Consider the following 26151-nt stretch of genomic DNA (forward strand, 5'->3'; position numbering starts at 1 on the left):
ACATGATAGCGCGAAAAGCATTTCAGTCGGATCCCGCCAGTGTGAGCCTTACAGAGCGTACTCGCCGCGCTCCTGCGACGGATTGGCTGTCTGCGGACGGCTCACGGCCGGCAACCTCGAGGGCAAAATAGGCGATGGTCGATTCCAGCCCTTCTCGGAGGGCAACCCGCGGACGCCAATCCAGCAGCTGCTCCGCGGTTGAAATCACTGGTTTGCGCCGCTTGGGATCATCGACCGGGAGCGGCTTGAATTCCAGGGTGGAGGCCGAGCGGGTGCATGTCAGCACCTCCCGGGCGATCGCCTCGATGGTCATCTCATGCGGATTGCCGAGATTCACCGGACCCGTCACTTCCGCAGGACTTTCCATCAGTTTTTCCAGTCCCCGAACGAGATCGTCGACGAAGCAGAAGCTGCGCGTCTGGCTGCCGGATCCGTAGATCGTGATCGGCGCGCCACGGAGCGCCTGCACGATGAAGTTCGAGACCACCCGGCCGTCGTTCTCGTGCATGCGTGGGCCATAAGTGTTGAAAATGCGGGCAACCTTGATCTCCAGCCCGTGCGTGCGGTGCGCGTCGAACATCAAGGTTTCCGCAGCACGCTTGCCTTCATCATAGCAGGCGCGCGGTCCGATGGTGTTGACGTGACCGACATAGCTCTCCGGTTGCGGATGGATCTCGGGGTCGCCATAGACTTCACTGGTCGAAGCCTGCAGGATGCGCGCGGACTTATCGCGTGCTAGCTCCAGCAGATTGAGCATCCCGAGCACGCAGGTCTTCATCGTGCCGAGCGGATCCTGCTGATAGTGCGGCGGCGACGCCGGACAGGCCAGATTGTAGATGCGGTCAAGCTGTCCCTCGATCTCCAGCGGATCGCGCACGTCGTGGGCAAGGAAGCTGAAATTGGGATGATTGAGCAGGGGGCGGATGTTGCGCTGCGAGCCGGTGTGCAGATTGTCGACACAGATCACGGTATCGCCACGTCGCAGCAACGTATCGCAGATGTGTGAGCCGATGAAGCCTGCGCCGCCGGCGACGAGCGTTCGGTGCGGTGGACGGGATGAAATCGTGGAACGAATGGTCATGACAGTCCCAGCTTGAGTTCGATGGCATCAGAGGTCGCAGAGACGGCGGAGCGCCGCGCGATCCGCGCGCGGCGGGCAAGCGCCTCGCGGTGATAGTCTTCGAGCTGCCGCGCCCGGTGATCGGGGGTGTGATCACGCAGCACGCGGCGGCGGGCTCGGTCGCCTATCGCCCGACGGGTGTCCTCCGGCATCTCGCGCAGGATCGTCGTAACCTCCCGCGGCGAGGACACCACAAGGATTTCCTTGTTTGGCGTGAAGATCGTCTCCAGACCGGGCCAGGCATCGGAGAGCACCGGCGCGGCGCAGGCCGCGGCTTCGAACAGCCGGACGCTCGGCGAAAAGCCGAGGTTACGCATGTCGGCGCGGGTGACGTTCAGTGTGAAGTGCTGGGCGGCAAAAAAATCGGCATGTTGGTGCGGCGGGAGGTGTGTGATCCGATCGACATTGGCAGGCCAGACGATGTCGTCCGGATATTGCGCTCCGGCGATGGCGAAACGCGCATCAGGCGTGGCGCGCGCCGGCGCGAGCAGCAGGTTCTCGAGCTGGGGCTGACGGTCAGCGCTGTAGGTGCCGAGATAGCCGAGCGACCAACGATTGGGAACGTCGCGCGGTTGATACAGCTCAGTGTCGGCGCTGCAGTAGAGCACGCGCGCCATCGGACTGCCGTAGAGATCCTCGACCATGGCTAACGCTGGCCCGCCGGAGAACGAGAGATAAAGATCGAAGCGGGGAATCATCGACGCCGACAGATACGACAAGCCGTGACCATCCTCGAGACCGGCGAGCGTAACCGGAGTGTCGATGTCGTAAAATGCCGTGACGCCCTGGGCATGCGAGGTCATCCAGTCGGCGATGGCGATGCCGTCCGGCACGTAGGACCCGATGATGACGAGGTCGGCATCGCGGATCAGCGCGCCGAACCTGCGCGGCAGCTCCGGAAGCTCCTTGTAGAGATGGATGCGCCAGTCGCGGGGATCGGTCAGGTCGCGATGATCGCGGTACCACGGCACGTCGCGCTCCAGGAATGTCACGCTGTGGCCGCGACTCGCCAGCGCCGCGAGCAGCGCGCGGTAGGTGGTGGCGTGACCGTTGCCCCAGGACGAAGTGACCGACAATCCGATGACGACGATGTTGAGTTTCATTCTGCAGCCTCGATACGGGGGCTTCTGCCTTGAAGCAGGGCGTGGAATTGTCGCGCGCGGTGACGATAGGTGTGATGCGCCATGACGCGCGCGCGGCCGCGTTCACCAATGGCGCGTGCGCGCGCGGGAGAGAGCGTATCGAGATGCGCTGCAACGGCAGCACCATCGGGAGCCACCAGGATCTCGTGGTCGGGTTCGAGGAAGAGCTCGATCCCCTCCCATTGGTCCGTGATGAGGCAGGCGGCCGCGCCCGCCGCCTCGAAGACGCGGGTCGGCGGCGAGAAGCCGTAAGCCGCCATGCTGTCGCGGTTGACGTTCAACGTCGCGCGCGCCGAGCCGAAGAAGGCGTTGTGATCGGCGGTGCCGACATGGCCGACGGCACGAATATTCGCCGGCATCGCCTTGTCGTGCCAGCCGGAGCCGCCGAGCACGAAGCGTTTCCCCGGCAGCCGGCTGGCAGCGTCGATGAAGAAACGTTCGATGCGGGCCTCACGGTCGGGCAGGCGGTTGGCGAGCAGATTGAGCTCGGAGTCGAAATCCGCGCGGGCCGCTGCCGGATGATGGGTGTCTGGATCGAGCGCATTGTAGATCGGCACGCAATCGCGCGCGCCGACGTCGCGATAGGTCGTCACGACCGGATCGCCACCGCCGTAGGTCAGGACCGCATCGTAGCGCGGGACGGCACGGCGGAGATGATGGCGGGGATCGGCCGCGATCGCATCCAGGGTGGCTGGCGCGTCGACGTCCCAGTAGAACCGCAGCGCACGACCTTCGATGGCCGATATGGCGTCTTCGAGTTCGGCATCGAACACGCCGACGCCACTAGCCTTGATCAGAAGATCCGCCGATCGGACCGCGTCGTCGAGCGCGCGTTGCCAGCCGTCCGGTGTCGCCGGATAAACGACGACGCGTGCCCATGGCGGATCTGCGATATCGCGATGGGCCTGCCGCTTGAAGGCGTCCGGCTCGTAGAAGGTGATGTCGTGACCGAGCTTGGCGATCTCCTTCAGCATGCCGCGGTAATAGGTCGCGGCACCGTTCCAGTAGGAGGAGACGAGGCTGGAGCCGAAAAAGCAGATGTTCATGAGGCGGCCCTTTCGAATGCGGTCGACATCCGAGTCTCGCCGCTGCTCAGCGGCCCCACGATGTCGAGCAATTGCTGCGCGCGATGGCGGCAGGTGTGACGCGCCAGCACCGTGCGGCGCGCCTTGTCGGCGATGGCTCCGGCCAGCTCCGGATCACTCGATAGTCTTCGCAGCTCGCGCCGCATGTCATCGCCGCTGGTCGCTCGCAGATAGGTGCCGTCGGGGAACAGACTCTCGACATCGCTCCAGGGGGCCGAGACAATCGGAATGCCGCAAGCCATCGCCTCGAACATGCGGATGGTAGGAATGCCCGGCAGCGATTGCGCATAGGGCGCGCGGGGGACATGCACCGTGGCGCGGGCTGCAGCGAACGCTTCGGGGACGCGATGCGCCGGCAGCCAGCCGCCGTATCGGATGCCCGCCCGCTGCATCGCCGACAGCGCGTCGTCCGGATATCGCACGCCATAGATCGTTGCATCGAGCCGAAGCGCGGCGATTGGGTCGATGAGATATTCGCGCAACTCGGCGCTGCGCTCGTTGTCGCCCCAATTGCCGACCCAGACGAGGTCGTGTTGCGGAGTGACGTCAGGCAACGGACGGTACAGGGCGGTGTCCGCGGCCTCGTGCCACGTGAATGCGCGTCGGGTCCACCCGAGCTTCAGATAGATCTGGCGCAGCACCTCGCCAAAGGCGAGCACGCCGTCATAGCCGGCGAGATCGAAGCGCGCGAGCTCGTCCGGCGCCGTGACGGCGCGATGATGCGTATCGTGGAACAACAGGGCGTAGCGGCCACCGGCGATGCGGTGACGGCCGATCGCCTTGACCAGATCCGGCGGGTTCCACTCGTGCACCACGACCAGATCGGCGCCGTCGAGCGCACGGGGCAGGTCGAGCGTGCCGTCGTAATGCTTGACGTCGACGCCCTGAAAAAGCTGGGGCAACTCGCGCAGACTTGCCTCGCCACCGTCATTGACCGCGTTGAGACGGCTCCAGCCTTCAGCCGGCTCATAAACGATCACCTCATGTCCGACGGCATGAAGCTCGCGCGTGACACCGCGCAGGAAATGCGCATTGCCATTGTTCCAGCACGACGAGAACGCATGGTAGAACAGCACACACTTCATGCAAACGCCTCGGCGAGGATGTTGGAGTGGGAATCCGGCGACGCCGTAGCCAGCAGCTCGCTGTAGACATCGGCGTAAGCCTTCGCTGTCCGGCGGAGCGAATAGCGGAGGGACCTTTGGCGTGCAGCCTCCTGCAGCACGCTCCGCGCGGTCTGATCGGCGATGAGCCAGTTCAGGGTGCTCTTGAGCGCGCCGATGTCACCGGGGGGCACGAAGACGGCCGCATCCTGCCAGAGTTCGCGAAACGTCGGAATGTCCGACAGCACCAGCGCGCAGCCGGCGGCGGCGGCCTCCAGCACCGACATGCCGAATGGCTCGTACAGCGCCGGGCTCACGAAGATCGCGGCGTGGCTCATCCACTGCTGCAGCTCGGCATGGGCAAGCTCGCCCAGGGCATGCAGATCGCGCGGCAGGCCGTCCTGGTCCGAGCCGGATCCTGCAACATGGATCGGACAGGGACCTCCGGCCGCGACCCCGACGAGTGCGCGCAGGTTCTTGGCTTTGTCCCACATCCGTCCGGCCGCGAGGACGACCATCCGTTTGTCCGCCGGAATGTCGTCGGGTGAGACGATGCCGTTCCAGATCAGCCTCCCCGGGTGTGGCGGATCATAGAGCCGGCTCACGACCTCGCCGAAGGCACTGCTTGGCGCGACCCAGGCGGCGGCACGCCGCAATCCCTCGGTCACAAGTGCGCTGTAGCACAGCCATTGTGGCTCCTGCAGGAAGCCCGTCTCATTGCAAACCAGCCCCCACGATCCCACGCAGGAGTGGGCCACTACGAGGACCGGCGCTTCCCAATCGAACGTCGCCTCGCGGAAGCTGTTGAGATGGACGACATCGGGCTCCACGTCGCATGCGATGGCATGCAGCACGCGCCTTGCTTGATCGACGTTACGCCCATCCGGATCCTGCCATTCCAGGGCCAGATCGGTTTCGATCACTCGGATGCCACTTCCGGCGATGTCCGCGCGCTGATCGGAGCTCATCCGGCGCCCCAGCGTGACCAGATAAACCTCGATGCCAAGGATGCCCAGCGCGGGCGCTAGGCTGGTCGCGTATCTCCACACGCCCCCCACGGTGTCGGTGGTCATCAGCACGCGCTGGCGTCGCACCGTGCTCATGGCGTAACCTGAATCTCGAGCGCGGCCAGCGGCACCGGACACTCGTTCTGAACGTCGCTGAACTGGCTGAAGAGCGTCAAGTAGTGGGCATGAGCCCGCTCCCACGCCTGGTCGTCGGGCGTGCCCCATAGCTTCTGATAGTCCGGCGATCCCGGATACGGGTACAGCGGCACGGGATCGTTGGCCCAGACGCCGGCATCCTGCATGCGCTGGCGCCAGCGCTGTACGACCGGATCGTCATCCTGCGGCATTTCGATCAGATTGGCCTGCACGAACGGAACATGCCGCCGCGCTTCGACCAGGCGCTCAGCGAGCTGTTCGGTGGTCATGCGGCAGTTCTTGGCCAGTGCGGCGCGGCCCTCAGGCGACAGGCTCTCGATGCCAGCCTCGATCGACACGCAGCCTGCGCGCCCGAGCAGAGCCAGCATCTCGGGCTTCCACAGGTCGATCCTGGTCTGCACACCGAATTTGAGGCCGCTGCCCACGAGCCCCTGCAGCAGCTCGGGATTGGGCAGGAAGATCTCGTCGACGAAATAGACATACTCGACCTCCTGCGCCAGCAGAGCATCGATCTCGTCGAGGATCACGGCAGCCGGGCGCTTGCGGTAGGCGTTGCGGAAATTGTCCTTTGCGCAGAACGTGCAGTGATACGGACAGCCGCGCGATGCCTCGACCTCGGCACCCGGCCCGACCGGCTTGGCCTCGAAGCGATGATGGTGGTGCTCATGCCGGTGGATCATTTCGGCCGGCCATTGCAGCGCCGGCTGGTCGATGAAGCTGGCGGCCAGCGGTCCGCCATGGATGCGGATCGCGCCGTGGGCATCTGCAAAGCAGAGACCGCGGAAATCGCGCTCGCCATCGGCCAGCCGTCTCACGGCCTGTTCACATTCGCCCATGACGACGATGTCGACACCGAGCTTTCGCAAGGTGGCCCGCGGCGTGGTCGAGCCGTGCGGGCCGACGGCGATGAGGGTTGCTCCGCTCTCGCGCAAGGTCGACACCAGCTCCTGCGGCACCCGCAACTCCGGCGGGGCACAGCGCCAGAATAGATAGGTAGGGGCCGTGGTCAGCACGATCATGTCGGGGCGGAACGTCACGAGCTCGGCCCGAATATCGGACGGCGTCAGGTCGAACATGTGCGCGTCGAGCAGCAGCGTCGCGTGCTCCGCCTCGCGCAGCAGGTGCTCGGAGATTCCGAGCTCGAGGGGCAGATGCGGGCTGCGGCAGCCGAAATAGATGCTGCCATCGAACGTCCAGTTCGGATTGATGAGGGCGACGCGGGTCATGCCAGCGCCTCCCGGCCGGAGGCTTGGGCAAATCGCCCCGTCAACCAGGCGTGCAGGCCACCCAGACCGTCAGCGAATGCGGTCCTTGGCTGCCAACTGGTGGCGCGGTTCAGCTCGGTGATATCCGAGACGTACCAAGGCTGATCGCCCGGACGCCAATCCGCGAAGCTGAAGGAGGGCGAGCCGGCCAACGGCGTGATCATATCGATCAGCTCCAGCAGGCTGATCGCGTTCGAGGGGCCGCCGCCGAGATTGAAGACTCGGCCTTGCGCTGCCTCGATCCCGTTGAGCACTGCGAGCCAGGCGTCGACCGCATCGGCCACGTAGAGCGCGTCCCGGACTTGACAGCCGTCGCCATAGATCGTCAACGGCGTGCCACGCAAGGTGGAGAGCACGAAATGCGCGATCCAGCCCTGATCCTCCGTGCCGAACTGGCGCGGCCCGTAGATGCAGCTCATCCGCAGCACTGCCGTCTTCAGGCCGTAAACCCTGGAATAGTCGTGGACATATTGATCGGCGGAGCCCTTCGAGCAGCCATATGGACTGTAGAGATCGAGGGGCGCGGCCTCCGAGACGCCTTGCCTCAAGGCTGGATCGATTGGCTGATAGCGCTGGCCGTTGCGGACGATCTCGTCGTTGCCGATCAGGCGGCCGTACACCTTGTTCGTCGACGCGAACAGCATGGCGGCTGACGGGTTGTGAAGCCGAACGGCCTCGAGCACGTTCAGCGTGCCGCGGGCATTGATCTCGAAATCGTCCATCGGACTGTCGAGGCTCGACGTCACCGCGACCTGCGCGGCGAGGTGCAGCACGGCCTTCGCCGGCTTGATGCTGTCTATGACGGCGATGGGATCCCTGATGTCGCCGACCACGATCGTGATCCGATCGCCGTGCCTGGATTTCAGCCATTGCGCATTCTCACGCACGCCGGCGCGGATCAGGCTGTCCAGGATCAGGACGTTGTCGCCGCGCGTGGCGAGCCGGTCCGCGAGATTGCAGCCGATGAAGCCGCAGCCGCCGGTGATCACAATGGGGGCGGAGGAGGAGGTCAGATCCGTCATGCTACAAGTCCACGACGCAACAGCTCATCGGTGGCCTTCTCAGCTCGGTCCTCGGCGATCTGGCCAGCGAGATAGCCCGCCAGATCGGAAAGCCCATCCTCGAAGCGGACCTGCGGCCTGAAGCCGAGCAGGCGCTCGCTCTTGGTGATGTCGGCGAAGCAGTGCCGGATGTCTCCCGCGCGGTACTTGCCGGTGATCGATGGCGTCATCTGCGACCGGCCCATGACGCGGGCGAGATCTTCCGCGACGGAGACGATCGTGCGGCTCTGTCCGGAGCCGACGTTGAGAACGTCATCGGACTGGTCGCCGTCGAGCGCGAGCACGCAGGCGCGTGCGACGTCATGGACGTGGACGAAGTCGCGGCGCTGCAGGCCGTCCTCGAAGACGAGCGGCGGACGATCGTTGAGGAGTCGGGCTGCGAAGATCGCGAGCACGCCGGTGTATGGATTGGAGAGCGCCTGGCGGGGTCCGAACACGTTGAAGAAACGCAGCGCCAGGGTGGGGATGCCATACGCCTTACCAGTGATCAGGGACATCCGTTCCTGGGCATATTTGTTCAGCGCGTAGATCGAGCTCAGCGTCGGCTGCTTGGTCTCCGGCGTCGGGATCGGCTCGAGCGGGCGATCCTCTGAGTCGGCAAGCTCCCAGTCGCCGCGCCTGAGCTGCGCGAGCGCACGCTCGTCCGGCGCGACCGTTGCGCCATCCGTGGTCCGGCAGGCGCCCTCGCCATAGACGCTCATGGACGACGCGACCACCAGCCGCGCCACTGGGCGATTGGCCAGAGCCTGCAGCAGCACAGCGGTCCCGAGCTCATTGGTGCGGACATAGGGCTCGATGTCGTACATGCTCTGGCCGACGCCGACGCTGGAGGCCAGATGGAGCACCTTGTCGACGCCGCGCAGCGCCCGCTCGACCAGCACGGCATCCGTGACGTCGCCGACCATCAGTTCGGCGTCAGCGTTTAGGTAGGAGGGGCGTTGACCCTGCGCGCCGTGCACCTGGGGAGAGAGCGAATCGAGCAGCCGGACCTCGTGGCCTGCGGAGATCAGTGCGTCGGCCGTGTGCGAGCCGATGAATCCTGCGCCTCCGGTGATAAGGACACGTGTCATGCAGGGCTACTCCGTCGCGGCGTCGTGAATGAACTTCTGAAGGTGAGAAGCAGCGCAAGGAATGTTCGTTCCTCCGCCACGTACAAACAATAATTTCCCTAATCTGGATCAATAACCCACATGTAGGTGTGGTTCACCAGAAGGGGGCGCCGTGGTGCCCTGGGGCAAGCTGAAGATGGCGTGCGACGGTCGCGCCTATATCGGCGAAACTCGCGCGACCACCGATAGGTCCGGCGCTGGCGCCGTTCGCGATCAGGATCGGCACGCGCTCGCGCGTATGATCGCTTCCGCTCCAGGTCGGATCGCAGCCGTGATCGGCGGTCAGGACAAGGAGGTCGTCATTGCCGAGCCGGCCCAGCAGCTCCGGCAAACGCGCGTCAAAGGCTTCGAGGGCGTGTGTGTAACCGGCGACATCGCGACGATGACCGTAGAGCGTATCGAAGTCCACGAAGTTGGCGAACAGCAGGCCGCCGTCGCCGAGGGCGTCGAGACCTTCGAGAGTGCGCGTGAACAGCGCATCATTGCCGTCGCCTCTCAGGTTCCTGCCGGTGCCGCGATGCGCGAAGATATCGTCGATCTTGCCGATCGACACGACCGGCCGTCCTTCCGCGGTCGCGACATCGAGAATGGTCGCCTCCGGCGGAGGAACGGCGTAGTCGCGGCGATGCGCGGTGCGGCGGAATGTGGTGGCGGTGTCGCCGACAAAGGGCCGGGCGATCACACGTCCGATGTTGATAGGATCCACCAGGAGCCGCGCCACCTCGCAAAGGCGATAGAGCCGGTCCAGGCCGAAGGTCTCTTCGTGGGCCGCGATCTGGAACACCGAGTCCCCTGACGTGTAGCAGATCGGCTGTCCGGTTTGCATATGCATCTCGCCCAGCTCGGCGATGATCTCGGTGCCGGAGGCGTGACGATCACCGAGCACGCCGGGCAGCTCCGCCGTCGCGCACAGCTGCCGAATGAGCTCCGGGGGAAAGGCAGGAACGGTCCGCGGAAAGTAGCCCCATTCGAACGGCACGGGAACGCCAGCGATTTCCCAATGTCCCGACGGCGTGTCCTTGCCGCGCGATCGTTCGCTGGCACAACCGAACGCCGCGCCGGCGCTCGCCGGGCCATGAAGACCGGGCGGACGCCGGCCGGTCGCGAGCTCGCAGGCCTCGCCGAGGCCGAGCGTCACCAGATAAGGGAGCCGTAACGGGCCCTCGCGCAGGTCGGTGTCCGCGCGGCCGTCTGCACAGGCCTCGGCGATATGGCCGACGGTGTCGGCGCCGGCATCGCCGTAGTCGGCTGCATCGGGGGCGCCGCCGATGCCCACGGAATCCAACACGAGGATCAAGGCACGCATGGCAATGGCTCCCGCAGGTCGGACGTAGCGGCCGCAGAGCCTGTCCGTGCGCAATAGCGCATGATCATGCTGGCGCAGAAGTCGGCGAACTCGTTGGCGTCGAGCGGCGGGCTGGTGTGGTGCGCGGCAAGGCCGCGATGCTCTGGCGTGAAGCAGAACGTGACGGTGACGTCGAACTCCGCCAGCGCCTCCATCTGGCGATCGAACCAGTCGAGCGCGTTGGGACGGAAGCTGTCGGCCCAGGACAGCCCGGTGCGGACGCGACGGACGCCGAGCCGGCGCAGCCACAGCACGGCGTCGTTCAGGCGATGGTCCTCGAAATGAAACCATTGGCACAGGCCCATGCCGTGGGCATGCTCCGGAAACAGCTCTGCGGCCAGCTTGGGCGCGCCATCCTCGCGCAGGAGACCCATGTGGAAATGCCGATAGTAGGACGAGCCTTCGGCCTCCTTGTGCCGGGTCGTCGCCTCCCAGGCCATCGGCAGATCGTAAAGACTGTACCAGTGGACGCGCGGCGCGCGCCCGTTGAGCAGCTCGGCAGTGCGCTGTAAGCCCCAGGCCTGGACCTCGTCGGCGCCGAACGAGGATACCCCGACCTCGGTGACCCAGACCGGCACGGAGACGAGCGCCTGGATCTCGGCCAGCTTGGCTGGCCATTCGTCGATCTTCCAGAGATTCCAATCCAGTGGAAAGCCGTGCACTGCGACGGCGTCGACGTGATCCAGCACGCCGCGCGCCTTCATGTTGTTGATGAAGGCGGGATCAATCGGCGAGATGCCGCCGAGCACCCGCGGCAACGTCGCGTGCGCCGAGCGGATCGCCTTTCCGGCTGCGATCGCGGTCTCGGCGAAGCGCGCCCAGTCGGGATCGAGCTGTAGGTCCCAGTGCGACTTGTTGTTCGGCTCGTTCCAGATCTTGGCAGCCTCGATCATCGCACACCTCGCGCCGGATAGACCGGACCGTCCTGTTGGGGTCGCGGCGCCTTGCGGCACAGATAGACCTCGGCTTCGGGATGCGCGACGATCGCGAAGCCGGCGCTGCGCAGCATGGCCTCGACGCAGGCACGGTTCGGCGCCCACCAGTTCGTGGGATCATCGGCATAGCTGTGCTCGATGAAATGCATCCTGGGATAGCTCGGGCTGTCGAACGGACTGGTCGTCCAGAAATCATAGTTGCGGGCGATCTCGTCGACCTCCGATGAGCCACGCTGCATCGACTGGAACAACAGCTGATCGTCGACGACGTGCTCGCGGATGAGGTCGAGCGCCAGAAGCGGATGGCGCAGGTGATAGAACACGCCCATGAAGATCACGAGATCGAAGGTCTCGCCGAGCTGCCCGACATCGTAGGTCGAGAGCTTTCGAAACTCGATGTCGAGCCCGTTGACGTCGGCAGCAAAGCGCGCCTGTGCCAGATAGTCGTCGTCCGTGTCCAGGCCGAGCACGCGATCGGCGCCGCGCCGCTTCATCTCAATGGCATAGAAGCCCGCGTTGCAGCCGATATCGAGCACGGACTTTCCGGTGAGATCATCCGGAATGACGTCGGCGAAGCGTCGCCACTTCACGTTGGGATAATCGCCCAGGAAGTGCGTCGGCGCCGTCGCGACGCCGTTCAGGTTGAGGTTGTGAAACCACGGGCCCAGTGCATCGACGCGGCGGCGAATCTCGTCTCGGGACAGCAGGGCGCTGGTCATGCGCGTCCTCCCGGGAGAGGCGCGGGGACGCCCACTCCGGCGGCCGCGCGCAGCATGGGACGCGGCTCTCGGCCATCCTGCGAGGCCGCGAGCAACGCGATCGCCGTGCGGTAGCCGTGGATCGTTCCCACATCGACATAGGCCTCGCCGGCCTTGACGCCGATACCCGCGCCTCCGGCGGCGAGATAGCTGTTCACCAGCGTGCCGAAGTACTCGTCGCTGCGGCTACGAGCCTCCCACAGGGTGTTGAGGTCATGGAAGCCTCGCGCCGACATGCGAAAGGCGCCCCAGATCCAGTTCGAGGTGGCGTCGCGCTGCTTGACCTGGATCTCCTTGACGGCGTCGCCGTCCAGCACGACTGCGTCGAAGAATTCGGGATGCTCGACCGGGAACAGCAGGAACGACAGATCGGCAGCGGGCAGGCGGGCGAGCGCCGCCTTCGGAAACCACACCGTATCCGGCAGCCCGACCAGCACGTCCTGGTGGTCGCCGATCACGGTCGAGGCGCGGAACACGGCATCGCACAGGCCTGCGGCCTCGGGTTGGACGACATAAGCGAGGCGCGCGCCGCCGTAACGATCGCCGAAATATTCGAGGATGTCCGATTTTCCCGGCGAGATGACGAAGCAGATCTTGTCGGCGCCGCCGAGGATCAGCCGCTCGACGAGATATTCCGACACGGCGCATGGCCGCTCGACGTCGCCGTCGCTGCGGCTGCCGACCGGAAGCAACTCCTTGGAAAACGCCAGCGGCTGAATGCGGCTCCCGCGGCCGGCGGCTGGCACGATGCCCCACATGTCAGGCCTCCTGTGTCGTTGGTGTCGGCGCGTGCCGGATCGCCCGTTCGAACAGACCGATCATCTCGTTCGCGCGCGTCTGCGAGCTGTGTTCGTCCAGCACGCGCTGCCGGGCGCGCGCGGCCATGCGCGCCAGCTCCCCATCGTCCCGGGCGAACGCGGCAAGCGTATCCTCGGAACGACCGGCCAGGATGATCTCCTCATCAGGCGCGAAGAAATTTGCGATGCCGTTCCAGGTGTCACTGAGCAGGGGCACGCCGCAGGCCGCCGCTTCAAACAGCCGTCCCGAGGGACACCAGCCCATCTCGGCCATCGCGCGACGCGTGACATTCAGGGTCAATCGCGACGAGGCGAAGAAAGCGGCGTGCTCCGCCGGCGGCAAATGGCGCACGAAGTAGATGTTCGACGACCAGGGAAAATCCTGCGGATATTGCGCGCCGCCGATCAGGAAGCGCAGGTCGCGACGACCCCGCGCCGGCTCGACGAACAAGTCTTGGAGTACAGCCTGGCGATCGGCCGAATACGTCCCGAGATAGGACATCGCGGCCCGATACTGCGGCTGCGGTGCGACTGGCCGATGCACGTCGGGATCGACATGGCCGTAAAGCGGCGCGATCGCGCGCGCCCCGAGCCGGCTGCGGTATTCGTCGACCAGACGCGGCCCGCCGGTGAAGCTGAGCACGAGGTCGAAATCGGCGAGTCCGCGCGGGCCGATATAGGAGAGCGCCTCGCCGCTTCGCAGTCGCTCGAGCGTGACCGGCGTATCGAGGTCGTAGAACACCTTCAATTCGCAGCGGCTGTCGAGGATCAAATTGGTGGCGTCATGTCCATCCGGGCAATAGGACGTCAGGATTGCGACATCCCCGTCGACCAAGGCCGCGGCGGCCTGCCGCGCGACGTCCTGCCAGGCACGATAGAGAATCAGATGACCGCCTGCGAGCTCGGCCATGTCGCGGTTGTCGGCATAGTAGGGCACGTCGCGCTCAAAGAACACGACGCTGTGGCCGGCCCGGATCAGGTTCTTGCACAGACCACGCCATAGCGTGGCATGACCATTGCCCCAGGACGACGAGATCGTCAGCCCGAAAATGACGATCTTCACGCCGGCACCTGCATGTTGGCCTGGATCAGCTTCAGGCCGGTGGAATCCGCGACCAGCGTGCTGATGCTGGCGGGCGCGACGTCGACAGATACGAAGTCATCGAGGGCGATCCTCGCGAGCTGCATGATGACGGCCCGGATCGGCTCCGCATGGCTGACGAGCACGATGCAGGCGTTGCCCTGCGTCCGGCAGAGTTGTGCGACGTGTGACATCATCCGCTGCTGCACCGCGGCCATGCTCTCTCCATGGGGCGGCGTCGACGAACCACGTTTGACGTTCCATCGCTGCCACGCCGGGTCGGTGTCGAGCTCGGCAAAGCTGCGGCCGGTCCAATCACCGACATCCAGCTCGTCCAAGGCCGGCGCGATCTCGACTGATAGCCCGTACTGGTGCGCGATGAGTTCGGCTGTCTGCAGCGCGCGCAGTTGTGGGCTCGACTGGATCAGCGACGGAGCGGGATCGATCAGCCTAGCACAGATCTTGGTGTCGCGGCGCCCCTGGTCATCGAGCGCGACGCCGGCCATGCGGCCGCAAAGGTTACGGCCGAGCAAGGGATGATGCCCATGCCGGATCAGGTGAATCGTGGTGGTCATCATCGGGGCCTTCAGCAAGCGTCGTCGAGCGGCATGTCGTCAATGAAGGCGCGCGTTCGGCGTCGGGCCTCCTCGTCGGTGAACTGCCTGGGCGGCGATTTCATGAAATAGCTGGATGGGCCGGTCAGCGCCCCGCCGACGCCGCGGTCCATCGCCAGCTTGGCGCAGCGAACGGCGTCGATGACCACGCCTGCGGAGTTCGGCGAGTCCCACACCTCGAGCTTCAGCTCGGCGCTCAACGGCACGCCGCCGAAGGTCGTTCCTTCAAGGCGGATGTAGGCGAGCTTGCGGTCGGTAAGCCACGGCACGTGATCGCTCGGACCGACGTGAACATCGTCGGCAGGCAGCGGCACGTCGAACTGGCTGGTGACCGCCTGCGTCTTGGAGATCTTCTTGGAGCTCAGCCGCTCGCGTTCCAGCATGTTCTTGAAGTCGGTGTTGCCCCCGACGTTGAGCTGATAGGTGCGGTCGAGCCGGACTCCGCGCTCGCGGAACAGATTGGCCAACAGGCGGTGAACGATGGTGGCGCCGACCTGACTCTTGATGTCGTCGCCGACGATGGGAAGACCCGCATCCTCGAAGCGTTTGCGCCAGGACGGATCGGATGCAATGAAGACCGGAATGCAGTTGACGAAGCCGCAACCGGCCTCGATGGCACGAGCGGCATAGTACTCCGTCGCTTTCTGTGCGCCGACGGGCAGATAGGAGACGACGATGTCCGTGCGCGTGCGCCTCAGGACATCGGTCACGTCCGCTTCCGGCCCCTGCGCCAGCGGCACGTCGTCCTCGAGATAGCGTCCGATGCCGTCGAGCGCCGGCCCGCGCGCGACGATCACCCCGGTTTCCTCGACCGGTGAGAAGCGACAGGTGTTGTTCGGCCTTGTCCAGATCGCGTCGGCCACATCGCGACCGACCTTGTCGGCATGCACGTCGAAGGCGGAGGCGATCTCGACGTCGCTGATGTGATAGCCGCCGATGTCCGCGTTCATGAGCCCGGGGACGGGCTCGTTGGACTTCGCATCACGATAGTAGCTGAGGCCCTGGATGAGGGAGCTGGCGCAATTGCCGACCCCGACGACCCCGACACGAACGCGGTGTCGGTCTTGAAGACGGGAGTGCATCGAGTGTCGTCCTCCGGAGCTGCGCGACATGAGCGAAACCTAAGTACGTCGGCGAACGTGCCCGGGGTATGTTCGTTCCTGTTGGAGCACCTTACGGTGCTAGGCCCGTGTCGTTTTCGCCCGAAAAGGCTGGAAAGGCTGATCTAGATTAGATTCCGCGAACGAAACGCAGGAACGATCTTCTTCAAGGATGATGAAGAAGAAGCTTGGCAGCCAGCATTGCCATGGCTCGATTTACGAACGAATCGGATGCTCTCGCGTTTTGACTGCAGCAGCGAGGCACGATCAGTCTCGTCCGTCTTGTGAGGAGGCCCGCGATGAGCGAGAGCGCAACCACCACCGATCACGGCAAGATCCGCAAATGGGCCGAAGAGCGCGACGGCCGTCCGTCCACCGTCGCGTCGACGGAGGAGGACGGGCACGCAGGAATCCTGCGCATCGACTTCGGGCCGAAGGAAAAGTCGCTGGACGAGATTGATTGGGATGAGTTCTTCCGCAAGTTCGACGACGCCGAGCTCGCGTTCCTGTATCAGGACCGCACCAAGGACGGGAAGATCAGCCGCTTCCACAAATTCGTCCGCCGCGACGCGTGAGCGAAACGAGCTGCCAAAGTTCGGACGAGAACGACTGGGGCGCCGCGATGCGGGCGCGGGACTTCGCGCGCGCCTGGACGATCGCAGACCGCGACTTGTCCACGATGCGGTCGGCCGGCCCGGCGAAACACGACGGCCCGCGTCACCTACAGAAGATCTGGCGTGGCGAGGACCTCAGCGGCCGCGTCGTGCTGGTGCGCTGCTATCATGGGCTCGGCGACACAATCCAGTTTGCTCGGTTTCTGCCGGCGCTTGCCCGCGTCGCCCGCGAGGTGATCGTTTGGTGCCAGCCGGCGCTTTGCGGGCTGATCGCGCGTGTGCCGGGTGTGCGGCGCGTGCTTCCTCTGCATGACGGTGCCCCGGATGTCGCCTTCGAGGTGGATATCGAGATCATGGAGCTCGCGCATGCGCTGCGCGTCGCTGGCGACAATGTCGGCATGAGGGGGCCGTATCTCACGCCCGCGGGCTCCCCCGTTTCGCTGCCGGCGCATGACGGCCTCGCGGTCGGATTGGTGTGGCGCGTCGGGAATTGGGACAAGCGGCGGGAGCTGCCCGCCGACCTGGTTCGAACGTTGCTGATCCCGCGCATTGCTGCATTCTCGCTGCAACCCGACCTCGTTCCGGCGGAGATCGCCGATATCGGCGCCCGAGATATCAGCTCGGCCGACATCGATGTGCTTGCGAACGCGTTGATCGCCCTCGATCTCGTCATCACCGTCGATACCATGGTGGCCCACCTGGCCGGCGCGCTCGGTTGCGAAACCTGGATCATGTTGCACGCAGACCCCGACTGGCGTTGGCCCGCGGCGGGAACGCGAACCTATTGGTATCCGCGAACGCGGTTGTTTCACCAGCAATCGCCGGGAGACTGGACCGGTGTCGTCGCCGAGCTCAGGCAATCGCTGTGCGACCGGGTCGCCGCGATCAGCTCGCCGCGCCAAGACCCAGTGTAGACTCTGTGCCCAGCGGCCCCGCCGCGTAAGGCTCGAGGGTCGGCGGTTCGCGTAGCATCAGATAGTCCGGCCGGAAGCCAGCCAGTCGCGTCAGCCCCTTCCAATCCATGATCGTGATCGTTCGCGAATGCCAATGCAGCAGCGCCCGGCGGCGGAGGTCCTGGATGGTCCGGTTGGCATGCACCGGGGAGATGCCGCAGATCGCCGCAAGATCCGATTGGGTGAACGGCGACGGGAAACGCAGTTCCTGCCCCAGCCCGACGGCCCTCAACCGCATGGTGACTTCGCAGATCAAGTGCGCCACGCGGCTCAGCGAGTCCCGGCTCCCCAGATTGGTCAGCCAGGTTCGCAGCGCCGCCGCATCTGCCAGCATCAATAGCGAGAGCGCCTTCGCCAGTCTTTCGGAGTGGGCGCGCGCGTCACGAAAGAAGGCGTGCGGCACGAAGGCCGCGACGACCGGCGTCAGAGCGCAGAGGTGTCCCGCGACTTGCGGGACGATGGTCGTGTAGAGATCCGGAATATCCCCGGGGACGTAGATTGCAGTGATCTGGCCAGCGCCCGCATCGACATCCTTCCAGCAGAGATAGCCCTGGAGAAGCAGGCAGCAGGTCGAAGGCTCATCGTTCTTGCGCCAGACCTCCTCGTGCGGAGCGAAGCTTCGTATCGTGCTGGGCATTCGCCTGAGGAGCTCGAGATCGTCGACCGACAATTCCGACAGGCTCGTCAGGCGGTCAACCAGCTTCGTAAACGCAAAACCTGCCTGCATCCGCTCTCGTCCTCAGGGGCCCTTGTCGTCGACGAGCCCAGTCTCCTTCTGCAATCAACTCAAGATCGGCACGGCGAATAGTTCCTATGGTTCGAGGTGCAGGCGTTCGTGCGTGTTCCCCGCGCAGGAACGATCGAGTTCGCGTCGGCGTTTGCGCTCGCGTCAGGTGTGGGAGGTGGAACGCGTTGCCGCGCCGATGGAAGCAGCTCTCGAGCTGGCTGGCGGCGGCTCTTTGCCTGGTGTTGGCCGGCCTCGCAGGGACGTGGCTGATCACCGCGCCGAGGCCCGCGCTGTCGGCGGACGCGACCAGCCTCTACGATCAGGCGGGGGATCCCAAGCGGGGCGAGCAGGTGTTTCTCGCCGGAGACTGTGCGTCCTGTCATGCCTCGCCGGGCCAATCGGACAGGCTCCGGCTTGGCGGCGGCATCGCGCTGGCATCCCCCTACGGAACGTTCCGCGCGCCGAACATTTCCAGCGATCCCGAAGACGGCATTGGCGCCACCGTGAAGGATCTTGCCAACGCGCTGCTGAGCGGCGTCTCGCCGAACGGCAGCCACTACTATCCGGCATTTCCCTATTCCGCCTATGCGCATATGAGCCTCAGCGATGTCGCCGATCTCCTGGCCTATCTGCGCACCCTGCCGGCGGTGCAGGGACGCGCGCCGCCACATCAGCTCGATGCACTGTTCCAGATCCGCCGCTTCGTGGGCTTCTGGAAGCTGCTCTATTTCAAGCCCGGCGAGATCAAGCCGGATCCGGCGCACGATCCGCAATGGAATCGCGGCCGCTATTTGGTCGAAGCGCTCGGACATTGCGACGAATGTCACTCCACGCGCGACCTGTTCGGCGGCATCAAGGACAAGACGCGGTTCGCGGGCGGCCAGGACCCGGTCGGCACCGGCTTCTATCCGAACATCACGCCGGCGCGGATCGGGCATTGGTCGCAGGAACAGATCGCCGAGCTGCTGAAATCCGGTAACCACACCCGATCATGGCCGCGTCGGCTCGTCGATGGCCGATGTCGTGACCGACACCGCGCAGCTGCCGCAAGCGGATCGCGACGCGATCGCGGCTTACATCAAGGCGTTGCCGGCGCGGCTTACACCAAAGCCGTGAGTTTGCTCAGTGCGCGTAGAGGTACGCCGCGACGTCGCGAGCCTCCGCCCGGGTGATGCCCGTGGCCGGCATCGCGGTGCGCGGCGAAGCTCTGCGGCGCGACGATCTATTGCACCAGATTGTCGGCGGAGTTGTTGGCGACGCCGCCGATATAGACCCGCTGGCGCAGGCCGGCGAGCGGCGGTCCGACCTGTCCATCCGCACCCGTGATGCCGGCAATGGTTATGGCATCCGGCACAGCCATAGCGCCGCAGCAACGCGGGGGCATGGTCGGGATCGCCGCCAGTCATGGCGCGGGCAGCGCGCTCGCTCTGCTGGCGCAGCGACAACGCCATCGTGGTCGGACCGGCGATGGCGGCAAGCGCGATCACGACGGCGGCGCTGATCAGCACCCGCCTAGACAGCATGGAGGACATGGACCGACCTCGCTTTCTCACCCGACCTCTTGATCCAAAGCACGACGAGCGCGAGCGCCGCGCCGGCATAGATGGTGCCAGCGGGCACCCACATGATCAGCCCGGCAAGTTGCTGGTCCTCGAGCGGCGTCAATCCCCACGCGACAGAGGTCGCCGTCTGCGCGCCATAGATCACGCGGGGCGCCAGTACCATCAGCGCGCCCAGCAAGCTGGTGTGCAGCATGGTGATCACGACGTGCCACGCCGAGGCGCCGGCCTGGCTACGCCATGGCACCGCCCACCAGAACAGCACGGCGGTGCCGAAGAAGCTCAGATGCTGCAGCCGGTGCAGAGCGATCTGCTGGACCGCAGCGTCGAACAGCGGCGGAACATGCCAGACCCAAATGGCGACGCCGTGGAGCAGGGTCGCGTTGCCGCCGCGCGCGAGCCATGACCATCCGCGGCGCAGCATCGCAAGGTTCAGTGTGCTGCCGCTCCGTCGCCTCGCCTCGCGAGGCAGAGCCCACAGCATCGTTCCGAGCGGACGCGCGGCGACGATCAGCGGCGCCGAGATCGCCATCAGGATCTCGTGCTCGATCATGTGGAAGGTGAAAAGGTGCTCGCCCAGCCAATGCAGCGGTGAGGGTGAGCGTCGCGGCCAGCGTGAGCCAGCCGGCCCAGAAGGCGACAGCGCGGCCCGCCTGGAGACGATGCGCGCGTCGTGCTAGCCGCGCTGCCGACGACATAGAGCACGCAGCTGACGAGCAGCGGCGTGACGATCCAGGGATCGAACGTCCAGGACGCGCGGTCGCTGTCGGGCGCACCACCATGCGCCGATGCCGCGCCCGTCGACGCGAGCAGCACGATCGCCAGGGCAATCAGCGCTCGCATCCGCTCAAAACCACCGATGCGATCGCCTGCAGCAACACTGCGAAGGCGAACAGCGGCGCCGTCAGCGCGCTCAGTTGCGAGGCAAATGGCGGCGTCCGGTCGGCTCGCGCCGACGGCTCGCCATCGAGCCACCATGACAGCCCGGCCGCAAAGAGGATGACCGCAAATAGCGCCGCCGAGACGATGGCCGAGGGGCGCGCCGCACTGATGCAGTCGGTGATCGCCAGCATCTCGCCAAGCTGGGTGTTGACAGTCCAGGCAAGCCCGCCGATCACAAGGCCGGCCCAGGCCGTCAGCTTTGCCGTGGTCGTCGTTGCCATCATATGCGCGCCAGCCAGTAGATGCAGCCATAGATCGGAAGCCACGCCGCCACGACAAAGTTCCAATACATCGCATTGTCCTCGACGTCGCCGTACCGGCGCAGATTGTTACCGTGCCGCGTGAACATCAGCGCGGTCAGCACCAGCGTGTCGATCAGGTCAGTGATGATGTGCGTGGTGTGCAGCCCGAGCAGGGTCCACACCACGGAGCCATAGGCATTGGTGTCCCATTTGACGTTCAGCGCCGCGAACTCGAAGATGCGGATGATCAGCGGCACGGCGCCCAGCACGGACATTGCGCTTTCCTTGACGATCTGATCGAGAAGCGTCGTAAACTTATCGACGCCTTGGATGCCAACAAAGGCGAGGTCAACCTCGATATTTTTGAGGATTTCTACCCGGATCGCGCTCACTTCGTTTACGAGCTTCTTCAGAATGCGGAGGATGCAGGCGCAACGCAGGTTACGTTCACGCTCAAACAGGACCGTCTCGTCTGCGAGCATGACGGACGCCGTGCATTCACGGAGGCCGACGTAACGGCGATCACAGGCATCCACAACAGCACTAAAGACAAGATACTGGACCGGATCGGAAAGTTCGGCGTCGGGTTCAAATCCGTCTTTGTCTACACGCAATCCCCAATCGTTCGGTCCGGCGAGTTTTCCTTTCGCATCGTCGAGATGATCCTCCCGGAGCCGATTGCGCCTGATCCGTCCATTGGAAATCGAACCCGTTTTGAGTTTCCCTTCGACAACGACAAGAAGCTGCCGGATCAGGCTTGCGCTGAGATTGCGGCGGGCCTCAATGATCTGGACGAAACCACACTTCTGTTTCTGTCCAACCTGCAAGTTATCAAATGGAAAATCGACAATGGCGGCTCGGGCGAGGTGCTTCGCCATGTGCATTCGGACTCGCATTTCGAAATTCTGAAACAAACCGAAAGCCAAACGACGGCGAGTTCGCACTTTCTAAAATTCGATCAGTCGGTTCCCGGCCTATCGACATACCGAGTCGCCGTCGCATTCCCGATGGGCTTTCTGGCAGGCGTGCGCGAGTTTGACTCAGCCAAACCGCTTGCCGAGCAGATGAAGATCGTCCCGGCACCCCAGGGGCGCGTCGCTGTGTTCTTCACCGCCGCCAAAGAAACCTCTGGATTGCTGTTCCACCTTCATGGCCCGTTCGTCCCGGAATTAAGTCGCGCAAGCATTAAGGAGACGCCAGCGAACGAGCCTTTGTTCAAGCAGCTTGCAGAGCTTTGCGGGCATTCGCTGCACAAGATCAAGACCTTGGCTTGTTGACGTCCGAATTCCTGTCGGTCCTGCCAAACCCACAAGATCAAATACCTCCTCGGTATCAGTCTATCCGGGACGCGATAATCGAGGAGATGAAATCCAAACCTCTAACCCCGACCCATGACCGACGTCATGCTTCCGCCAATCGCCTGATCCAGGCTAAGGGATCTCTGAAAGGTCTTCTGTCCGAGGACGACATCGAATTCCTCGTGGATTATGAAGACGACCCGCCGCTATGGGCTATCGGGGCAACGCAGAGGAACAATCGTATCGACAACTTCCTCGACGGCCTCGAGATACGAGACTGGGGGATCGATAAGCTTATCGAAACGCTTCAGGAAAAAGCTACAATGGGCGCGCGGTATATCAGCGTCGCGCCCTACTATGTGACGGGACCAGATGAGTAGTTCATACGGTGGCTGGAACGGAAATCACCAGAATGGCTACAACAATTCTACGCTCTGCTGCACGACGAAACCGTCCAGTCGGCACTTCTACGTAGTCTCAAGAGCCTGAAGATCGTGCGCTTGGCGACGGCACGTTCGGCGTTCCAGCTCATTGCTTTTTTGAAAACGATCACACCGGCGACGGGTTGCCCACGGTGGATGCGCTCATCTATTCGTCGGGCAGGTCGAAGCCACAACAAGAGAAAGAAAAGAAGTTTCTTTCCGACCTCGGCGTGCGCGAGTTGGGCGAGGCCGAGGAAGTCGAACTTATCCTAAATGCTCGCTACACAAAGGAAGCGGAAATCCCCGCCGACAAGATATAATTGCGAGACTTGAAACGCTTTGTCGCGCTCGTAAGGCAGCAGTCGGAAAAGGCAAAGCTGTTCGCGTCCTACTACATCTTCCTGGGCGACGATGACCAATGGCACACCCCAGACGGCATCTATCTCGACCACCCATTCAAGCAAACTGATCTCTCCGCATATTACGGCAGATTGGGGGAGGATCCGGAATGCGCGGCGCTTCATACGTCCTACAAGGAGCGCGGCATCAAGCTGGAGCAGATCGGGGCGTTTACCCAACTCGTGGGTGCCCGGACGAACCTAAAGATCGAACACCGCGACTGTCGGCGTAACCCAAAGTGGGATTACCTGCGCAATGTCGGAGGCGACAGATATACCTCGCCAATCGACCGTGATTTTTGTATCCCGAAGCTGGGCGAATTGTTGAAGACCCCTAGCTTGGAATTGTCTCGGTTGGTTTGGCGAACGCTGACGGCGCTTCCGTCATATCCCGACTACCTGCAGGCAACGTACCAGCGCAATCAGAGTTGGGGTGCGCGCTACGCCGATTCGATGCTCGTGCACGAACTGCGGAACGCAGCGTGGGTTCCGCAGGGCGATGGAAGGTTCGTTCGCCCTGCAGAGGCGTCCAGGGGGGCGCTGCCGGAAGGATTTCCTTTCGATTCAGGCTCCAAAGGTTTGAAGGCAATCCAGTTCGGTAGTGAGGCTGAACGGCTGTCAGCACAGAAGCGTGAAAAGGAAGACGTCGCCAAGATAGCGGGCTTTTCTGATGCAAGCGCCTTGGAACGCGCGAAGCGTTTTGCGGCGTTACCGGAGGAAGAACAGGAAAGGTTTTTTGCAGAGCGTGAAGCCGCAGCAAAGTCCGCGGTCCCAGATCGAGATCCGGCCAATCCTCAGAAGCGTGCACGGAATGTTGCTGAACAGGCAGAGAATGCTCCTGACAAAGAGAGCGAGATCCGCAGCCGGTCGGTGTCCGTCGGTCGGGAGGATGTGAAAGCAGAGGCAGAGCAATACTTGCGGCAGCACTATCGCAACGCTGATGGCGAGATGACGTGCCAGATTTGCAAAGGCCCGTTGCCGTTTAAGCTGGACGATGGCAGCGAGTTCTTTGAAACAGTCGAATTTTTGCCCGAACTCAAGAAGCGCTACCACCAGAACTATCTGGCGCTCTGCCCCAATCATTCGGCGATGTACCGCCATGCGAATGGGTCCAAGGAAATTATTTGCAATATGTTCGAAGACCTTACCGGAAATGAGCTTGAGGTCATTCTCGCGCAGAAAGACATGACGATCTATCTCAGCGCGGTTCACGTCATAGACATCAAGGCCGTTCTCGCGGCGGAGGCTAAGCCTTTGCCCGAGGTTGAGGATGAAACCGCTGCGTAGGGCCCTCAATGTATGGCGACCAGCACGAAGCGACAGCGCAACTTGCCGAAGAAATCTGCTGCATCAATTCAATTACATTGCGGATTGCACCTATGGGGATAGAGCAACTTAGCGACGAACAGCTCGATGCTTTCGAGTCGAACTATCGGAAAGCGTAGAAAACGAAGGGGGGAAAGTATTCGCTCAGCGAAATTTTGCTAGAGAAGTTGCGACGGAAACCGGCAGTGTTTGGTACCTGCGAGGTCGCCGCAAAGATCATCGAATTGGCGCTACAGTCGAAGGATGGATTGTGCACCTATGGTCAAATCTGGTCTGAGTTTCGGCCAAACACTCCCTGGGAGGGACACAAGACCCTCGCAGTTGTAGCGGCAAGCCTGGGGCGTGTGGTGCATTACTGCGTCACAAACAATCTGCCAATTCTCACAACCCTCGTTGTCCAGACTGGCAGCAGGCGTCTATCGCACGAGGCGATTCAAAACATCTACAATGAGTGTCGAGAGTTGGGGATCAGTGTAGGCACCGATCCGGAAGCATTTGTGCGGACCCAAGCTGAATTGGCGCGGCGCTTGGCCTTGCATGATCTTCCAGCCGCCGACTGAACGGGTTGCGCACCGCACCTCAGCGCTCTCGCGGTCATTGAGAAATTGCGAGTGAGTCGGTAGGTCCGGGCCGAGCGGACTGGTCAACCGGTCCGCGAAACGGTCCGCTGCGAAAATGGCTATTCCGTCAAGTGTTTGATCTCATTGGTGGGCCCGGCAGGACTCGAACCTGCAACCAGACCGTTATGAGCGGCCGGCTCTAACCATTGAGCTACAGGCCCCGCGGCGCGGAGGGCTTGGGGGCGGCGGGCAGGAACGGGCCTGTCCGGCGCGCGAGCGACCCGGCGACGGTGCGGGGTTCGTTTACAGCCCCGGCGGCGATCCGGCAATGCTGCTGCCGGATCGTTTTGGAAGGGTGGCGGCCGTTGTGGCGGGCGTGGGCCACCACTGTCCGGGCGCGCTGCGGGGCTAGTCCACCGAGACCCCGGCGAATTCCACCACCTTGCGCCATTTCTCGGTCTCGTCGACGACCAGTTTGCCGAACTCGGCCGGGGTCATGGCGCGCGGGATGCCGCCGGTCTCAGCCAGCCGTGCCACCAGCTTGGGATCCTTCAGCGCCTCGCCGACGGCCTTGTTGAGGATCTCGACGATTTCGGGCGGCGTGCCCTTTGGCGCGGAGATGCCGTAGAAGCCGACCGATTCGTAGCCCGGGATGGTCTCCGCGATCGCCGGCACCTCGGGCACCGTGGGCCAGCGCTGCGGCGAGGTGACGCCGAGCGCGCGGACGCTGCCGCCGCGCGACTGCTCCAGCGCCGTCGGCAGATTGTCGAAGATCAGCTGCACCTTGTTGGAGATGATGTCCGGGAAGGCCAGCGCCGAGCCGCGATACGGCACGTGCAGCATGTCGCACTTCGTCATCGCCTTGAACAGTTCGGCCGCCATGTGCACCGAGGTGCCGTTGCCGGACGAGGCGAACGCGATCTTGCCGGGATTGGCGAGGCAGTAGTCGATGAACTCCTTCACCGTCTTGGCCGGCAGGTCGTTGCTCACCACCAGCATGTTGGTGAGCTGCATGATGCTGGCGACCGGCACCGTGTCGCGGATGAAATCGTAGGGCAGCTTCTTGTACAGCGAGGTGCTGATCGCGTTGTTCGGCGCTACGAACAGCAGGGTGTAGCCGTCGGGCGGCGAATTGATCGCCGCCGCCGCCGCGATGTTGCCGCCCGAACCGGTGCGGTTCTCGACCACGAATTGCTGCCCGAAGCGGTCGGAGAGCCATTGCGCCATGATACGCGCAACGATGTCGACCGGCCCGCCGGGGGCAAAGCCGATCAGCCAGCGCACCGGACGGTCCGGATAGGCGGCCGCGGCCGGCTGCATCAGGCCGATGGTGGCCACGAGGCCGACCAGGATCGCACGCATCCACTTCATCTCGTCCTCCCCAAGCTCTTGTCGTTGTCGTGGGCGCCATGCTTCCATAGATCGGCTCGCT

General features: G+C 63.9%; 24 protein-coding genes, 1 tRNA gene and 4 pseudogenes. 7 read left to right on the plus strand and 22 right to left on the minus strand.

Annotation, left to right across the window (positions count from 1 at the left end):
• Positions 1 to 22 precede the first annotated feature (22 nt).
• From ACQR1I_RS05930 to ACQR1I_RS06000, 15 genes are all read right to left on the minus strand, one after another.
• On the minus strand, positions 23 to 1081 hold the full coding sequence (locus ACQR1I_RS05930) for a UDP-glucuronic acid decarboxylase family protein (protein ID WP_434867557.1): 1059 nt from the start codon (positions 1079 to 1081) through the stop codon (positions 23 to 25).
• Positions 1078 to 2223, minus strand: a complete 1146-nt coding sequence (locus ACQR1I_RS05935) for a CgeB family protein (protein WP_434867556.1) — start codon at positions 2221 to 2223, stop codon at positions 1078 to 1080. The genes ACQR1I_RS05930 and ACQR1I_RS05935 overlap by 4 nt, the downstream gene beginning before the upstream one ends.
• Positions 2220 to 3308, minus strand: a complete 1089-nt coding sequence (locus ACQR1I_RS05940; protein ID WP_434867555.1) for a CgeB family protein — start codon at positions 3306 to 3308, stop codon at positions 2220 to 2222. The genes ACQR1I_RS05935 and ACQR1I_RS05940 overlap by 4 nt, the downstream gene beginning before the upstream one ends.
• On the minus strand, positions 3305 to 4432 hold the full coding sequence (locus ACQR1I_RS05945; protein ID WP_434867554.1) for a CgeB family protein: 1128 nt from the start codon (positions 4430 to 4432) through the stop codon (positions 3305 to 3307). The genes ACQR1I_RS05940 and ACQR1I_RS05945 overlap by 4 nt, the downstream gene beginning before the upstream one ends.
• The gene (locus tag ACQR1I_RS05950) at positions 4429 to 5553 is read right to left on the minus strand and encodes a glycosyltransferase family 4 protein (protein WP_434867553.1); all 1125 of its coding nucleotides are present in this window, start codon (positions 5551 to 5553) and stop codon (positions 4429 to 4431) included. Before ACQR1I_RS05950 ends, ACQR1I_RS05945 begins: the two co-directional genes overlap by 4 nt.
• On the minus strand, positions 5550 to 6839 hold the full coding sequence (locus ACQR1I_RS05955; protein WP_434867552.1) for a TIGR04295 family B12-binding domain-containing radical SAM protein: 1290 nt from the start codon (positions 6837 to 6839) through the stop codon (positions 5550 to 5552). Before ACQR1I_RS05955 ends, ACQR1I_RS05950 begins: the two co-directional genes overlap by 4 nt.
• Positions 6836 to 7900, minus strand: a complete 1065-nt coding sequence (locus ACQR1I_RS05960) for an NAD-dependent epimerase/dehydratase family protein (RefSeq protein WP_434867551.1) — start codon at positions 7898 to 7900, stop codon at positions 6836 to 6838. The genes ACQR1I_RS05955 and ACQR1I_RS05960 overlap by 4 nt, the downstream gene beginning before the upstream one ends.
• A complete protein-coding gene (locus tag ACQR1I_RS05965; protein WP_434867550.1) occupies positions 7897 to 9009 on the minus strand; it encodes an NAD-dependent epimerase/dehydratase family protein in 1113 nt (370 codons plus the stop codon). The genes ACQR1I_RS05960 and ACQR1I_RS05965 overlap by 4 nt, the downstream gene beginning before the upstream one ends.
• Before the next feature lie 133 nt (positions 9010 to 9142).
• Complete coding sequence (locus ACQR1I_RS05970; RefSeq protein ID WP_434867549.1) at positions 9143 to 10354, minus strand: phosphopentomutase; 1212 nt, start codon at positions 10352 to 10354, stop codon at positions 9143 to 9145.
• A complete protein-coding gene (locus ACQR1I_RS05975) occupies positions 10342 to 11286 on the minus strand; it encodes a beta-xylosidase (RefSeq protein WP_434867548.1) in 945 nt (314 codons plus the stop codon). Before ACQR1I_RS05975 ends, ACQR1I_RS05970 begins: the two co-directional genes overlap by 13 nt.
• A complete protein-coding gene (locus ACQR1I_RS05980) occupies positions 11283 to 12047 on the minus strand; it encodes a TIGR04290 family methyltransferase (protein ID WP_434867547.1) in 765 nt (254 codons plus the stop codon). The genes ACQR1I_RS05975 and ACQR1I_RS05980 overlap by 4 nt, the downstream gene beginning before the upstream one ends.
• The gene (locus ACQR1I_RS05985) at positions 12044 to 12844 is read right to left on the minus strand and encodes a nucleotidyltransferase family protein (RefSeq protein WP_434867546.1); all 801 of its coding nucleotides are present in this window, start codon (positions 12842 to 12844) and stop codon (positions 12044 to 12046) included. The genes ACQR1I_RS05980 and ACQR1I_RS05985 overlap by 4 nt, the downstream gene beginning before the upstream one ends.
• Before the next feature lies 1 nt (position 12845).
• A complete protein-coding gene (locus ACQR1I_RS05990; protein ID WP_434867545.1) occupies positions 12846 to 13946 on the minus strand; it encodes a CgeB family protein in 1101 nt (366 codons plus the stop codon).
• Positions 13943 to 14539 (minus strand): histidine phosphatase family protein, encoded by a 597-nt coding sequence (locus ACQR1I_RS05995; protein ID WP_434867918.1) that lies wholly within the window; start codon positions 14537 to 14539, stop codon positions 13943 to 13945. The genes ACQR1I_RS05990 and ACQR1I_RS05995 overlap by 4 nt, the downstream gene beginning before the upstream one ends.
• A gap of 11 nt (positions 14540 to 14550) precedes the next feature.
• The gene (locus ACQR1I_RS06000; protein ID WP_434867544.1) at positions 14551 to 15660 is read right to left on the minus strand and encodes an inositol-3-phosphate synthase; all 1110 of its coding nucleotides are present in this window, start codon (positions 15658 to 15660) and stop codon (positions 14551 to 14553) included.
• 317 nt (positions 15661 to 15977) lie between these two features.
• Between ACQR1I_RS06000 and ACQR1I_RS06005 the strand changes: the two genes are divergently transcribed.
• Together ACQR1I_RS06005 and ACQR1I_RS06010 are read left to right on the plus strand one after the other, a co-directional pair.
• Entirely contained in the window at positions 15978 to 16253 is a 276-nt protein-coding gene (locus ACQR1I_RS06005) for a hypothetical protein (RefSeq protein WP_434867543.1), read from the plus strand.
• A complete protein-coding gene (locus tag ACQR1I_RS06010) occupies positions 16250 to 17206 on the plus strand; it encodes a hypothetical protein (RefSeq protein WP_434867542.1) in 957 nt (318 codons plus the stop codon). Before ACQR1I_RS06005 ends, ACQR1I_RS06010 begins: the two co-directional genes overlap by 4 nt.
• Here the strand turns inward: ACQR1I_RS06010 and ACQR1I_RS06015 are convergent.
• On the minus strand, positions 17178 to 17972 hold the full coding sequence (locus tag ACQR1I_RS06015; RefSeq protein ID WP_434867541.1) for a Crp/Fnr family transcriptional regulator: 795 nt from the start codon (positions 17970 to 17972) through the stop codon (positions 17178 to 17180). The genes ACQR1I_RS06010 and ACQR1I_RS06015 overlap by 29 nt on opposite strands.
• 218 nt (positions 17973 to 18190) lie before the next feature.
• Between ACQR1I_RS06015 and ACQR1I_RS06020 the strand changes: the two are divergent.
• Positions 18191 to 19088, plus strand: a pseudogene (locus tag ACQR1I_RS06020) (c-type cytochrome).
• 6 nt (positions 19089 to 19094) lie between these two features.
• Here ACQR1I_RS06020 and ACQR1I_RS06025 read toward each other — a convergent pair.
• The 4 genes and pseudogenes from ACQR1I_RS06025 to ACQR1I_RS06040 all read right to left on the minus strand — a co-directional run.
• Positions 19095 to 19423, minus strand: a pseudogene (locus ACQR1I_RS06025) (c-type cytochrome).
• Between the two features lie 61 nt (positions 19424 to 19484).
• Positions 19485 to 20374 (minus strand): annotated as a pseudogene (locus ACQR1I_RS06030) (cytochrome c oxidase assembly protein).
• The gene (locus ACQR1I_RS06035; RefSeq protein WP_434867540.1) at positions 20362 to 20697 is read right to left on the minus strand and encodes a hypothetical protein; all 336 of its coding nucleotides are present in this window, start codon (positions 20695 to 20697) and stop codon (positions 20362 to 20364) included. The pseudogene ACQR1I_RS06030 and the gene ACQR1I_RS06035 overlap by 13 nt, the downstream one beginning before the upstream one ends.
• Positions 20694 to 20990: pseudogene (locus ACQR1I_RS06040) on the minus strand (cytochrome c oxidase subunit 3); the annotation flags it as partial. The gene ACQR1I_RS06035 and the pseudogene ACQR1I_RS06040, both read right to left, overlap by 4 nt.
• Positions 20991 to 21041: 51 nt before the next feature.
• On the opposite strand from ACQR1I_RS06040, the gene ACQR1I_RS06045 reads away from it, so the two are divergent.
• The 4 genes from ACQR1I_RS06045 (at position 21042) to ACQR1I_RS06060 (ending at position 24120) form a co-directional block, all read left to right on the plus strand.
• Positions 21042 to 21992: a sacsin N-terminal ATP-binding-like domain-containing protein gene (locus tag ACQR1I_RS06045; protein WP_434867539.1), complete on the plus strand. Its 951-nt coding sequence runs from the start codon at positions 21042 to 21044 to the stop codon at positions 21990 to 21992.
• An 86-nt stretch (positions 21993 to 22078) separates the two neighbouring features.
• Positions 22079 to 22393, plus strand: a complete 315-nt coding sequence (locus ACQR1I_RS06050; protein WP_434867538.1) for a hypothetical protein — start codon at positions 22079 to 22081, stop codon at positions 22391 to 22393.
• A 194-nt stretch (positions 22394 to 22587) separates the two neighbouring features.
• Positions 22588 to 22755, plus strand: coding sequence for a hypothetical protein (locus tag ACQR1I_RS06055; protein WP_434867537.1), 168 nt, complete (start codon positions 22588 to 22590; stop codon positions 22753 to 22755).
• 9 nt (positions 22756 to 22764) lie between these two features.
• The gene (locus tag ACQR1I_RS06060) at positions 22765 to 24120 is read left to right on the plus strand and encodes a hypothetical protein (RefSeq protein WP_434867536.1); all 1356 of its coding nucleotides are present in this window, start codon (positions 22765 to 22767) and stop codon (positions 24118 to 24120) included.
• A 744-nt stretch (positions 24121 to 24864) separates the two neighbouring features.
• On the opposite strand, the gene ACQR1I_RS06065 is transcribed toward ACQR1I_RS06060, so the two are convergent.
• Together ACQR1I_RS06065 and ACQR1I_RS06070 are read right to left on the minus strand one after the other, a co-directional pair.
• Positions 24865 to 24940: transfer RNA gene (locus ACQR1I_RS06065), tRNA-Ile, on the minus strand.
• Positions 24941 to 25127: 187 nt separating this feature from the next.
• Complete coding sequence (locus tag ACQR1I_RS06070) at positions 25128 to 26090, minus strand: Bug family tripartite tricarboxylate transporter substrate binding protein (RefSeq protein ID WP_434867535.1); 963 nt, start codon at positions 26088 to 26090, stop codon at positions 25128 to 25130.
• Positions 26091 to 26151 lie beyond the last annotated feature (61 nt).

Origin of the sequence: Bradyrhizobium sp. HKCCYLS2038, assembly GCF_051167655.1 — a bacterium.
Lineage (GTDB): Bacteria > Pseudomonadota > Alphaproteobacteria > Rhizobiales > Xanthobacteraceae > Bradyrhizobium.